The 12,092-nt window shown below is 61.6% G+C and carries 10 protein-coding genes; 5 read left to right on the top strand and 5 right to left on the bottom strand.

All coding sequences use genetic code 11. The features are described from left to right. Window positions 1–290 precede the first annotated feature (290 nt). Both MKZ87_RS28640 and MKZ87_RS28635 read left to right on the top strand, forming a co-directional pair. On the top strand, window positions 291–1,583 hold the full coding sequence (locus MKZ87_RS28640) for an MFS transporter (protein ID WP_085687499.1): 1,293 nt from the start codon (window positions 291–293) through the stop codon (window positions 1,581–1,583). A 10-nt stretch (window positions 1,584–1,593) separates the two neighbouring features. Continuing rightward, entirely contained in the window at window positions 1,594–2,364 is a 771-nt protein-coding gene (locus tag MKZ87_RS28635; RefSeq protein ID WP_266202213.1) for a substrate-binding domain-containing protein, read from the top strand. Here MKZ87_RS28635 and MKZ87_RS28630 read toward each other — a convergent pair. Then, window positions 2,354–3,268 (bottom strand): LysR family transcriptional regulator, encoded by a 915-nt coding sequence (locus tag MKZ87_RS28630; protein WP_064597602.1) that lies wholly within the window; start codon window positions 3,266–3,268, stop codon window positions 2,354–2,356. The genes MKZ87_RS28635 and MKZ87_RS28630 overlap by 11 nt on opposite strands. 162 nt (window positions 3,269–3,430) lie before the next feature. On the opposite strand from MKZ87_RS28630, the gene MKZ87_RS28625 reads away from it, so the two are divergent. Next, the gene (locus MKZ87_RS28625) at window positions 3,431–5,239 is read left to right on the top strand and encodes a monovalent cation:proton antiporter-2 (CPA2) family protein (RefSeq protein ID WP_266202212.1); all 1,809 of its coding nucleotides are present in this window, start codon (window positions 3,431–3,433) and stop codon (window positions 5,237–5,239) included. Window positions 5,240–5,385: 146 nt separating this feature from the next. Here MKZ87_RS28625 and hcnC read toward each other — a convergent pair whose 3' ends face one another. From hcnC to MKZ87_RS28605, 4 genes are all read right to left on the bottom strand, one after another. After that, window positions 5,386–6,645: a cyanide-forming glycine dehydrogenase subunit HcnC gene (gene hcnC / locus MKZ87_RS28620; RefSeq protein WP_227232916.1), complete on the bottom strand. Its 1,260-nt coding sequence runs from the start codon at window positions 6,643–6,645 to the stop codon at window positions 5,386–5,388. Continuing rightward, window positions 6,638–8,047, bottom strand: coding sequence for a cyanide-forming glycine dehydrogenase subunit HcnB (gene hcnB / locus MKZ87_RS28615; RefSeq protein ID WP_085703200.1), 1,410 nt, complete (start codon window positions 8,045–8,047; stop codon window positions 6,638–6,640). Before hcnB ends, hcnC begins: the two co-directional genes overlap by 8 nt. Continuing rightward, window positions 8,044–8,358 carry a cyanide-forming glycine dehydrogenase subunit HcnA gene (gene hcnA / locus MKZ87_RS28610; protein WP_085703309.1) on the bottom strand — a complete coding sequence of 105 codons (315 nt, stop codon included), beginning with the start codon at window positions 8,356–8,358 and terminating at the stop codon, window positions 8,044–8,046. Before hcnA ends, hcnB begins: the two co-directional genes overlap by 4 nt. 406 nt (window positions 8,359–8,764) lie before the next feature. Beyond that, window positions 8,765–9,703 (bottom strand): hypothetical protein, encoded by a 939-nt coding sequence (locus tag MKZ87_RS28605; RefSeq protein ID WP_085703201.1) that lies wholly within the window; start codon window positions 9,701–9,703, stop codon window positions 8,765–8,767. A gap of 297 nt (window positions 9,704–10,000) precedes the next feature. Here MKZ87_RS28605 and MKZ87_RS28600 point away from each other — a divergent pair, with 297 nt between their 5' ends. Together MKZ87_RS28600 and MKZ87_RS28595 are read left to right on the top strand one after the other, a co-directional pair. Continuing rightward, window positions 10,001–10,684: a response regulator transcription factor gene (locus tag MKZ87_RS28600; RefSeq protein ID WP_007952956.1), complete on the top strand. Its 684-nt coding sequence runs from the start codon at window positions 10,001–10,003 to the stop codon at window positions 10,682–10,684. After that, window positions 10,662–12,056 (top strand): sensor histidine kinase, encoded by a 1,395-nt coding sequence (locus MKZ87_RS28595; protein WP_085699238.1) that lies wholly within the window; start codon window positions 10,662–10,664, stop codon window positions 12,054–12,056. Before MKZ87_RS28600 ends, MKZ87_RS28595 begins: the two co-directional genes overlap by 23 nt. The last annotated feature ends 36 nt before the right edge of the window (window positions 12,057–12,092 follow it).

Raw genomic sequence — 12,092 nt, 5'->3', positions numbered from 1 at the left:
TCCTTAAGCAAAGAGGAAAAGAGCGCGATGTCCAAACCGTCCGTGGTTCGTGCTCGCGAGAATTGGCGGGCACGCTATCAAGGGAAGGCAGTGATTTTATGTAAGGCGCTTCGTCAGTCTTTGTAGGAACAGTCGCTAAATAGGAACAACTGCATTGATCCGCTCCGCACATCAATCCATGCCAACTATGCAATTAACAAATCGATCCCTGCGCGCCACTATCCGCCCCAATAAAAACCGTGCGCCGCCTCCCCGTCGCGCACGTCATAAAAGCGGTGGAGTACTTTTCTATGACAGCCTCAATCCCACACGGCGGCTCGCGGGCCGGCGCCATTTTCCGGGTGACCTCGGGTAACTTCCTCGAACAGTTCGACTTCTTTCTGTTCGGCTTCTACGCCACGCAGATCGCGGCGGTGTTCTTCCCGGCGAGCAGTGAGTTCGCCTCTCTGATGATGACTTTTGCAGTGTTCGGCGCAGGCTTTTTGATGCGTCCGCTGGGGGCTATTGTGCTCGGCGCGTACATCGATGACGTCGGTCGGCGCAAAGGTCTGATCGTCACCCTGTCGATCATGGCCAGCGGCACGATCCTGATTGTGCTGGTGCCCGGATATGAAACCATCGGCCTGTTTGCCCCGGCGCTGGTGTTGATCGGGCGGCTGTTGCAAGGCTTCTCCGCCGGTGCGGAACTGGGCGGGGTTTCGGTGTATCTCTCGGAGATCGCCACGCCCGGTCGCAAAGGCTTCTTCACCGCCTGGCAGTCGGCCAGTCAGCAGGTGGCCATCGTCGTCGCCGCTGCGCTGGGTTATGGCTTGAACCAGTGGATGGCACCGCAAGCGGTCGCCGATTGGGGCTGGCGGATTCCGTTTTTCGTCGGATGCATGATCGTCCCGTTCATCTTCTTTCTGCGACGCAATCTGGCGGAAACCGAAGAGTTCGCCGCTCGTAAACATCGTCCGAGCATGAAGGAAGTGTTCCGCACCCTCGGTCAGAACTGGGGCGTAGTGCTGGGCGGGATGCTGATGGTTGCCCTGACCACCACCGCGTTTTACCTGATCACCGTGTACGCACCGACCTTCGGTAAAACCGTGCTGCACCTGAGCACCTCCGATGCGTTGCTGGTGACTCTGCTGGTGGGCGTTTCCAACTTTTTCTGGCTGCCGATTGGCGGCGCGTTGTCCGATCGTGTCGGGCGCCGTCCGGTGCTGATCGCCATGGCGTTGCTGGCCCTGGCCACCACGTATCCGGCGCTGTCGTATCTGGTGCAGGCGCCAAGCTTCAGCCATATGCTGCTGTCGCTGTTGTGGCTGTCGTTTATCTACGGCCTGTACAACGGCGCGATGATTCCGGCCCTGACCGAAATCATGCCGGTAGAAGTGCGCGTGGCCGGTTTCTCCCTGGCCTATAGCCTCGCCACCGCCGTGTTCGGCGGATTCACGCCAGCGATGTCGACCTTCCTGATCCAGTACACCGGCGACAAAGCCGCTCCGGGTTACTGGATGAGCATCGGCGCGCTCTGCGCACTGGGTGCGACGCTGTATCTGTATCGCCGCGCCGGCGGTCGTCTGCAACCTGCTACTGCCTGAGAACATCACCATGAAAAAACTGTTTACCGTTACAGCCCTGCTCGCCGGTCTTGCGTTCAACATTGCGGCCCAGGCCGAAGAGTTGCGGGTCATGACCTCCGGCGGTTTTACCGCTGCCTACAAGATCCTCGGGCCGAAATTCGCCGCTGCCACCGGCAACACCCTGGACACTCAACTCGGCCCGTCGATGGGCAAGGCACCGGAGGCAATCCCCAATCGCCTTGCCCGTGGCGAAAAGGCCGACGTGGTGATCATGGTCGGCTACGCCCTCGATGATCTGATCAAGCAAGGCAAGGTCGACCCGGCGTCGCGGGTAGAACTGGCAGATTCGCGAATCGGCCTGGTGGTGCGCGAAGGTGCGCCAAAACCGGACATCAGCAATGTCGATGCCCTGAAGAAAACCCTGCTGGATGCAAAATCGGTGGCCTACTCCGACAGCGCCAGCGGCGTGTACATCGAGCAGCAGTTGTTCAAGAAACTCGGTATCGAAGATCAGCTGAAACCGAAGGCGAAGATGATCCCGAAAATCCCTGTGGGCTCGGTGGTCGCCACGGGCGACTATCAACTGGGCTTCCAGCAGGTCAGCGAGTTGCTGCCGGTGCCAGGGGTGAGTTTTGTGGCGAAGATTCCGGAGTCGGTGCAGTCGGTAACACGATTTGCAGCAGGGATTCCGGTGGGTGCGCAGCATCCAGAGGAAGCGAAAGCCTTGCTCGCTTATCTGGCCGCGCCTGCCGCCCAGCCTGACGTGCAGGCCACCGGGCTGGATTCGGTCAAGCGCTGACCGTCGGCGGCTGGACTTTCATTTCCACCACCAGCCGCTCCAGTTCCAATGCCGCCGGGGTCAGCGTACGGCCCCGGCGTTTGATGATGCCGACGCTGCGCATCACTTGTGGTTCGGTCAGCGGTACCCGCGTCAGGATCGGATGATCCGCCGCCGGCATCGCCATCAACGGCACCGCCGCCACGCCCAGCCCCGCTTCCACCAGACCGATCATGGTCGTCACATGCCGCGTCTCGCAGATGCTCGGGCGTTGCGGCACCACTTTGGCCAAAGCCTGATCCAGCAGAAAACGGTTGCCCGAGGTCTTGTCGAGCGAGATGTAATCCTGCCGGTAGAACTCGTCCCAGGTCACGCTGCTGCGCCCGGCCAGCGGATGATCGCGGCGACAGGCGACCACGTAGCTCTCCTGCACCAGCGGCTCGAAATCCACGCCCGCCTCCTGAGTGCCCATGAAACTCAGACCGAAATCCGCCTCGCCATTGACCACCGCGCTCAGCACGTCGTGGGCGCTGGAATCGAGGACTTTGACTTTGATGCGCGGGAACTGCCGGTGATAGCGGGCGACCACGCTCGGCATGAAGTAATACGCCGCCGACGGCACGCAGGCGACAGTCACGTGGCCCTGCCGATTCGAGGCGACTTCACTGATGCCGAGCAACGCGACGTCCAGATCGTCGAGCAAACGTTCGACGCTGGGCATGAAACCGCGTCCGGCCTGGGTCAGGCTGACCTTGCGCGTGGTGCGTTCGAACAGCTTCACGCCGAGGGCGTCTTCGAGCTTTTCGATGCGTCGGCTCAGGGCCGGTTGCGACAGGCGCACGGTGTCGGCGGCCTTGCGGAAACTGCCCTGCTCGACCACCGCGCGAAAGGCTTGCAGGTCGTTGAGGTCGAAGTTGATGGCCATGGAAGACTCTGGAGGATTGATTCGCTGAGGCTATAAATGTAACCAATTGATGCAAATTATTACACAAGCACATCTGCTCAAGCCGGGCATGCGGTAGATCTGCCATTGTTGCAACCTTTATCCTTGTCGCCCCCGCCGTACCGCGTTACTGGAGTTCCGCTCATGCCCCATGAAGGCAATCTGTTACAAGCCGCCGTCGTTTTTCTGCTGGCCGCCGTGCTTACCGTTCCGCTGGCCAAGCGCCTGCAACTGGGCGCAGTGCTCGGCTATCTGTTTGCCGGAGTGATCATCGGCCCGTCGGTGCTGGGCCTGATCGGCAATCCGCAAAGCGTCAGCCATATCTCGGAACTGGGCGTGGTTTTGCTGTTGTTCATCATCGGTCTGGAGCTGTCGCCGCGACGTTTGTGGGTGATGCGCAAATCGGTATTCGGCGTGGGTCTGGCGCAGGTGCTGCTGACCGGTTCGGTGATTGGTGTGCTGGCGTTGCTGGTGTTCGGCCAGCCGCTGAACAGCGCGATTGTCTTGGGCCTGGGTCTGGCGCTGTCGTCCACCGCGTTCGGCTTGCAAAGCCTGGCGGAGCGCAAGGAACTGACCAGCCCGCACGGACGGCTGGCGTTTGCGATTCTGCTGTTCCAGGACATCGCCGCGATCCCGCTGATCGCGCTGGTGCCGATGCTTGCGGGCGTCGATCACCACACCAGCACTGCCGACGATGTGCGCCACAGTTTGCAGGTGCTCGGCAGCATCGCCGTGGTGGTGATCGGCGGGCGCTATCTGTTGCGTCCGGTGTTTCGCGTGGTGGCGAAAACCGGTCTGCCGGAAGTCTCCACCGCCACTGCGTTGCTGGTGGTGATCGGCACCGCGTGGCTGATGGACATGGTCGGCGTGTCGATGGCGTTGGGCGCGTTTCTTGCCGGATTGCTGCTGGCGGATTCGGAATATCGCCATGAGCTGGAAGCGCAGATCGAGCCGTTCAAGGGCCTGCTGCTGGGGCTGTTTTTCATCAGCGTCGGCATGGGCGCCAACCTCGGTCTGCTGCTCAGCGCGCCGATCACGGTGCTGGGGCTGACGCTGCTGCTGATCGCCTTGAAGTTGCCGTTGCTGTTTGTGGTCGGGCGTCTGGCCGGTGGGTTGAACAAGGTCAGCGCGATTCGCCTCGGCATTGTGCTGGCGGCGGGCGGTGAATTCGCCTTTGTGGTGTTCAAGATCGGTCGCGATCAGGGCCTGTTCGAACCGCGTCTGTACGACCTGCTGGTGCTGACCATCACCCTGTCGATGGCGGTCACACCATTGTTGCTGCTGGTCTGCGCACGGTTGGTCAGCCCGAAAGTGCAGCCGGTAGAAGTGCCGGAGAAATTCCGCCAGATCGAAACCGAAACCCCACGTGTCGTGATCGCCGGCATGGGCCGGATGGGTCAGATCGTGGCGCGGATCCTGCGGGCGCAGAACATCAAGTTCGTGGCGTTGGATACGTCGGTGGAAACCATCGAACTGTCCCGCAGTTTCGGTGGTGTGCCGGTGTTCTACGGTGACCCGATGCGCCCGGAAATCCTCAACGCGGCCAAGGTTGGTGAGGCGGAATATTTCGTGATTGCCACGGACGATCCGGAAACCAACATCAAGACTGCCGAAATCGTGCGCAAGCTCTACCCGCACATGAAAATCATCGCCCGGGCGCGTAACCGGCAGCATGTTCATCGGTTGGTGGATGTCGGCGCCGATCCGATCCGGGAAACTTATTACTCAAGTCTGGAAATGAGCCGCCGCACGCTGGTTGGCCTTGGCTTGACCCAGGCCCAGGCCGATGCACGGATCAAGCGCTTCAAGCACCATGACGAACAGGTGCTCGAGGCTCAACACGCGGTGTACGACGACGCGGCCAAAGTCCTGCAGACCGCCCAGGAAGCGCGGGCGGAACTGGCCCGGTTGTTCGAGTCGGATCAACTGGAAGAACAATCGGGCAAGCCATGACGTTTTCAGAGTTGATCGTTCCCACGCTCCGCGTGGGAATGCAGCCCGGGACGCTCCGCGTCCGTTCCGGAGCTGGAACGCGGAGCGTCCCTTGAGGCATTCCCACGCAGAGCGTGGGAACGATCAGGTGGGAAACTCCCACAGGTTCAGGCCATCTCCAGCTCCCTCTCTTCTTTGGCCGGCGCCACTTCAAACCGATCCGCCAGAAACGGCGTGATGTCCAGCGGCAGCGGTTCATCGTTGACCAGTTTGTCCAGCAACACTCCGGTAATCGCCGACGTCAGCACGCCGGTGCGGAAATGCCCGCAGGCATTGAGATAACCCTCCACTCCGGCCATCGGCCCGAGAATCGGCAACTCGTCCGGCGAGCCCGGCCGCAGCCCGGCCCAGGTGCGCTTGAGGTTGATGTCCGCCAGTTCCGGCAGACAACGCACCGCGCCCTGCACCAGCCCGGCGATTTCCGGCCAGGTCGTGGTGACGTCAAAGCCCTTGTCCTCGGTGGTACTGCCGATCAGGATTTCGCCGTTGTCCTTCTGCGCCATGTAGCAATCGCTGGTGGTCAGGCAACCGTTGAGGATTTTCGGCAGGCGTTCGGTCAGCAGGATCTGACCTTTCACCGGTTTCACCGGAATGCGGATGCCGGTCGCCCATTCGCTCAAGTCTGCAGCCCAGGCACCCGCGGCGTTGATCAGGGTCTTGCAGTGGAACACCCCGGCTTCGGCCGTCTGTACGCCAGTCACCCGCCGACCGTGGTGCAGCACGCCGGTGATGTTGGTGTTGACGAACATGGCCACGCCATTCTGCCGGGCGCCTTCGGTGTAGGCGTCGGCCAGGCGGAACGGGCTGACCTGATGGTCGCAGAGAAACTCCAGCGCACCGCGCGCTTCATGGCTGACACTCGGCTCGGACTCGCGCAATGCAGCCTGATCGAGCCAGCGCACCTGATCGGCCAGATGCGGGATGCAGCCGACGATGTGCTCGGCGTACAACCGGTCTTCATCGTCATAAATGACGAATTTGAGCCCGGTCTTTTCGAACTTGAAATCCATTCCGTGATTGTCTTTCAGCTCACGGTGCAGCGCCGGGTACAGCGCGTTGGACTGCAAGGCAAAATCGAAGAACGACGGCGGCAGGATGTGCGGCGTGCTGGAGTCCACCGCCACTGCCGCGCCCTGGGTTTCGCGCTTGCGGTTGGCCGACATCATGCGGAAGAAAATCACCCCGCAGCCCAGCCCCACCGACTCGCCAATCGCCCACAGGCCGCCGGCTGAAGCGCGGGTCGCGTTGCCCGGACGCTTGGCGTCGATCAACGCGACCTTGAGGTCTTTGCGCTTGGACAACTGATAGGCGATGGACGCGCCGATCACACCGCCGCCGGCGATGACCACGTCATAGAACTTACTCATGGGAAACGGCCTCCGTGCCGAGGGACTGGAACGCGGAAAAGGGAATCGGATCGATCGGGAAACGCGGTCGCAGCCAGCCGACATCCTTGCGCCCGGTGGCCTGACGCAAGCGGTCGCTGCAATAGCCGACGCACATCCGCCCCTGACAATCGCCCATGCTTACGCGAGTGCGCATTTTCAGGCTGGCGATGTCTTGTACGCCCTGCTCCAGGGCGCGGTCGATGTCGGCGCGGGTCGCATGTTCGCAGCGGCAGATCACCGTGTCGGCGGCCGGCAATGCGGTCTGCCCGACACCGCGTTCGGTGTAGCGATCCACCGCCGCGCGGAAACGCACGATGGCTTTGAGTTTGCCCAGGTAACGGTCGCGACGGACTCGCGCCAGTTCCTCCTCCAGCACACCGCGTTGCAGCAGGATCGAGGTCGCCGCGATCTTGCCGGCCAGCATCGCCGCTTCGCCGCCGCGAATACCGCCCATGTCACCGGCAAGATGCACATGGGGCTCGCTGCTTTGCTGCCAGATGTTGGCATTGGCGCGCAGGTAGCCGTCGTCGCTGAAGCCGTGATCCAGGCCCATCTGCTGACTCAGCTGCGTACGCGGAATGAAGCCGTAGCCGACCGCCAGCGTCTTCGCTTCGAAGCGTTCGACGCGGCTCATGTCCGGCTCCCACGTTGCCGAGTACGGCGCCACGCTGACGCTTTTCAGTTCGCCTTCGCCGTGCGCTTGGACCACGCCCCAGCCGTAGTTCATCGGGATGCCGTGCAGTTTCAGATAAGCGAGCATGCTCAAGCCATCGAGGAACAGCTGCGGCTTGTTCAGCAGTGCCAGACTTTCCTTGGCGATCTTGCCGAATGCGCAGGCCTCGTAGACACCCGCCACACTCACGCCCGACGCATGCAACTGGGTCGCCACCAGTGGCAACAGCGGCCCGGTGCCGGCAATCACCACCGGCCCCTGCGGTTTGACCACGCCGCTTTTGATCTGCAATTGCAGACCGCCGAGCATGATCACACCGGGCAAGGTCCAGCCAGGAAACGGCACGCTGCGCTCGTGGCAACCGGCGGCCAGCAGCAACTGCGGGTATTGGATTTCGTGCAAACGCTCGTCGCCGTCCAGCACCACCAGCGAGCGCGTGCCTTCGGCGCCGACCACGCGGTGGTTGAGACGCACGTCGATCAGCCCGGACTGCTCCTGAAAATCACCGTGCAATTTGCCCAGCGCCTCGGAATAACGCGGCCCCAGATAATCGAGCTGCACCCCGTCACGCAGCGGCCCGCGATAGACCACGCCGCCAAGACGCGAAGCTTCTTCAAGCAAGGTGCAGCGCACCCCGTGCAGGGCCAGTTCGATGGCCGCAGCCATTCCCGCCGGACCACCGCCGACGATCACCGGATGCAGGCTCATAGCACCTCCTGCCCGTGAATACGGTTGGCCTGGGTTTCGATCAGCATGCCCTCGCGCACCACGGTCTGGCAGGCGCGGCGCTTGTGCCGGCCATTGATTCTCACCAGGCAGCACTGGCACACGCCCATGCCGCAATAGGCACCGCTGATCTGGTTGTGATCGTTGCGCGCGACCTGGCGCACGCCGAGGGACTGAATGACGCTGAGCACGGTTTCGCCAATGGCGGCGGTGACCGGCTGGCCGTTGATGTGGACAGTCATATCCGCCTGCGTCAAAGGCTGGATATCGAAGGTTCTTTCTAGGCAGTGCATTGCAATGATCATCCGTGAAAAGGTTCAGGTGAGGTTGAAACAGCTCCTTGCTGCACTACACCTCGCCGGCTCGTGGGGGTTATCGCTCTCTATCGGGCCGGCAGGTTATTCCTGCTCGCGCAGCAAAGTGCGCGCAAGCAATGTAGTCGATCCAGCGGCAAGGGCCTGGAAATTTCACGGTAGGGGATATTGCGCCGACGAATATTGATCCACGCCATGGAAATGACTGGTCGGTTCTGCGCCTTCGGCCCGCGCAGACAGCAAAAAGCCGCTTCAACCCGAAGGTGGAAGCGGCCAAGGCATATGCCTCAAGTAATCAGTGCACGAACAGGGCGATCAGGATGATGATCGGGATTGGAACGCCGAGGAAAAACAGCAGTAGTGAGCGCATGGTGGTTCTCCTTGATTAACGGACTGGCGGCAGCGTGGTCGTGGTGTAGGTTTCGACTTCGACGTACTCGACCGCATCCCGGCGGCGACCGCCGAAGGTGGCCGAGAGACTGGCGAAGAACGCACCGGCCAGCAGCGCGATGAACATCCACAACGAAGTCCAGGCAGCGACTTTGGCGGCGGTGTCGGCAGCTTGTTGCGCTTTAACCTTGGCGTCGGCGATTGCCTTCTGGGTGCGGGCGTAGATTTCATCGACCCGACGTTCGGCGTCGGCCTGGGTCAGGTTGGTACGCTGGGCGACCAGTTGGGCGAGGTAGCTACGGTCTTCGGCGCTGAGCTGACCGTTGGCCAGGCTCTGGGCGAAGATCCGGGTCACGGTGCCACGGGCGGCGTCATCGCTGACGGCGGCGGGACGATCGTCGCGGAACAGGCTGTCGACGAAGTAGCCGTACTGATCGCTGTCAGTGTTGGACGCTGCGGTGCCGGCTGCTTGGGTCATCGCACTGGCTGCGCCACCGGCAACGCTTGCACCGGCCTGCACACCGCCGCTGACGATGCTGCTGACCGAACCGACCACCAGCGTCGCGGTAACCAGCGTTGCTACGCACCAGGCGAGGAAGCCATGGGCGGTGTCGCGAAAGTACACTTCGTCACCGTGCATGTTGGCCCATTTCACCCGCAGGCGACCGGCGATGTAGCCACCCAGTCCCGAAGCGATGATTTGTGTGGCGGCCAGCCAGATGATGGTTGAAATGCCCAGGCCCTTGGCACTGACGCCCTCACCGGCCCAGGGTGAAACGGCGGAGAAGCCCAGACCGAAACCCAACAGCACCAGAATCAGCGACAGTGCCGCTGCAGCGGCAGCCCCTGCGAAAATCGCGCCCCAGGACACCCCTGAGACGTTGCTCGACTCTCCTTCGTAGGCAGGATAAAACCCATCAGAGGATCTATTCATTGTTGTAGTGCTCCAGGCATGAAAAATGGTGTTACAACTCGTCATCAGAGGAATTGCAGTGACCGTGCCAGTCGCCAACATTAAATAATTCGTTTTAATTCAATCAGTTAAAAATTATGAACTTCCCAGGACCATGCAATTTGCAACAACGGGTCGATATCAGCGGGTTTTATGCATTGGCACAAAAGCCGCGCCATCGCGTTTCTATCCGCTAAAACATGAAAGTTAATTTAAAGCGCCAGCGCAAAATCTTGGCAAAATGCTGCCATTGCGTTTGAACAGACCAGCAGGCCCACCATGACTCGCATCCTGACCATCGAAGACGACGCCGTGACCGCCCGGGAAATTGTCGCCGAACTGAGCAGCCACGGCCTCGACGTGGACTGGGTCGACAACGGCCGTGAAGGCCTGGACCGCGCCGTCAGCGGCAACTACGACCTGATCACCCTTGACCGCATGCTGCCGGAACTCGATGGCCTGGCCATCGTCACCACCCTGCGCACCATGGGCGTGGCCACACCGATCCTGATGATCAGCGCCCTCTCCGACGTCGACGAGCGCGTGCGCGGCTTGCGCGCCGGTGGCGATGACTACCTGACCAAACCGTTCGCCACCGATGAAATGGCCGCCCGGGTTGAAGTGTTGCTGCGCCGGCAGAACAGCAACGGCGCCCAACCGACCACCTTGCAGGTGGCGGATCTGCAACTCGACCTGATCAGCCACGAAGCCCGTCGCGCCGAACAGGTGCTGACGCTGCTGCCGACCGAGTACAAACTGCTGGAGTTTCTGATGCGCAACAGCGGCCAGATCCTGTCGCGGATGATGATTTTCGAGGAAGTCTGGGGCTATCACTTCGATCCCGGCACCAACCTGATCGACGTGCACATCGGCCGCCTGCGCAAGAAGATCGACCCGCCGGGCAATGTCCCGCTGATCCGCACAGTGCGAGGCTCGGGTTATGTCATTGCCGAACCCGTCTGACGGTTGGCGCTCCTCCAGCAGCCGCTTGCTGGCGCTGTACAGTTCGTTGTTCGTGGCGTGGAGTGCGATCCTGATGGGGGTCATGTACTTCGAGGTTTCCGGTTATCTCGACAACCTCGCCAAGCATTCGCTGATGCAACGTCAGCATCTGTTTTCGCACTTTCGCGGCGATCAACTGGAAGACGCGCTCGCCGCCAGCATGACCTTCGACATTCGCGGCATCGACGCCTATGGCCTGTTTGACGCCCAGCACCGCTACCTCGGCGGCGCGTTGCAGAAGATCCCCGAGGGGCTGCCGCTGGACGGCAAGATCCACATGCTCAGCGAATGCGCCGACTCCGACGATCCGACCCTGCCCAATGACAGTTGCGACGCGGTCGCCACCCCGACCCGCGACGGCCGCTGGCTGGTGCTGCTGCGGGACAACGGTTCGCTGTTCGCGGTGACGAAAATCATTCTGCATGCGTTGTTCTGGGGCGTATCGCTGACGATTGTGCCGGGGATCATCGGCTGGCATTTGCTGCGTCGGCGGCCGCTGCGGCGGATTCGGGCGATCCAGGCCAGCGCCCAGTCGATTGTCGCCGGCGACCTGACTCATCGTTTGCCGCTGTCCAATCGCCGCGATGAGCTGGACATGCTCGCCGCCATCGTCAACGCCATGCTCGATCGCATCGAGCGCCTGATGAATGAAGTCAAAGGCGTGTGCGACAACATCGCCCATGACCTGCGCACCCCGCTGACCCGTTTGCGGGCGCAGTTGTATCGCATGCAGCAACAGGCCGGCGAAGGCTCGCCGGAAGCGGCGCAACTGGATCTGGTGCTGGCCGAGGCCGATACGCTGATGGCACGGTTTCGCGGGTTGCTGAGAATTTCGGAACTTGAGGATCGTCAGCGGCGCTCGGGGTTTGTCGAGCTTGATCCGGTGTTGTTGTTGCAGGAACTGCACGAATTCTATCTGCCGCTGGCCGAAGACGACGAGCTGCGTTTCGAACTGAACATGCCAGAAACCCTGCCCATGCTGAACGGTGACCGGGCGTTGCTGTTTGAAGCCCTGGCGAACCTGTTGAGCAACTCGATCAAGTTCACCCCGGCCGGTGGTACGGTGGTGTTGCGCGGGGTCAATGATGCGGGGCATACGCGGATCGAAGTGCATGACTCCGGCCCCGGCATTCCCGAATCCGAGCGGGAAGCGGTGTTCCAGCGTTTCTACCGCGCCGAGGGCGGGCAACTGCAAAATGGTTTTGGCCTGGGGCTGTCGATCGTCGCGGCGATCGTCAACCTGCACGGGTTCAGCCTTGAGGTGGGACGCAGCGATCTGGGCGGGGCGAAGCTGGTGCTGGATTGTCGGCAAAGTCTGATTTCACAGGCTTGACCTTCATAGATCGTTCCCACGCTCTGCGTGGGAATG

Source organism: Pseudomonas sp. MCal1 (genome assembly GCF_026341415.1).
Classification (GTDB): domain Bacteria; phylum Pseudomonadota; class Gammaproteobacteria; order Pseudomonadales; family Pseudomonadaceae; genus Aquipseudomonas.
The sequence above is the reverse complement of the archived record's forward strand: the minus strand, read 5'-3'. Positions and strand labels throughout refer to the sequence as shown.

Excerpts from the sequence above, each read along its gene's own strand:
- MKZ87_RS28595 (WP_085699238.1), top strand. The coding sequence starts at position 10,662 with ATGTCATTGCCGAACCCGTCTGACGGTTGGCGCTCCTCCAGCAGCCGC.
- MKZ87_RS28630 (WP_064597602.1), bottom strand. The coding sequence starts at position 3,268 with ATGGCCATCAACTTCGACCTCAACGACCTGCAAGCCTTTCGCGCGGTG.
- MKZ87_RS28600 (WP_007952956.1), top strand. The coding sequence starts at position 10,001 with ATGACTCGCATCCTGACCATCGAAGACGACGCCGTGACCGCCCGGGAA.
- MKZ87_RS28640 (WP_085687499.1), top strand. The coding sequence starts at position 291 with ATGACAGCCTCAATCCCACACGGCGGCTCGCGGGCCGGCGCCATTTTC.
- hcnB (WP_085703200.1), bottom strand. The coding sequence starts at position 8,047 with ATGAGCCTGCATCCGGTGATCGTCGGCGGTGGTCCGGCGGGAATGGCT.
- MKZ87_RS28635 (WP_266202213.1), top strand. The coding sequence starts at position 1,594 with ATGAAAAAACTGTTTACCGTTACAGCCCTGCTCGCCGGTCTTGCGTTC.
- hcnC (WP_227232916.1), bottom strand. The coding sequence starts at position 6,645 with ATGAGTAAGTTCTATGACGTGGTCATCGCCGGCGGCGGTGTGATCGGC.
- MKZ87_RS28605 (WP_085703201.1), bottom strand. The coding sequence starts at position 9,703 with ATGAATAGATCCTCTGATGGGTTTTATCCTGCCTACGAAGGAGAGTCG.
- hcnA (WP_085703309.1), bottom strand. The coding sequence starts at position 8,358 with ATGCACTGCCTAGAAAGAACCTTCGATATCCAGCCTTTGACGCAGGCG.
- MKZ87_RS28625 (WP_266202212.1), top strand. The coding sequence starts at position 3,431 with ATGCCCCATGAAGGCAATCTGTTACAAGCCGCCGTCGTTTTTCTGCTG.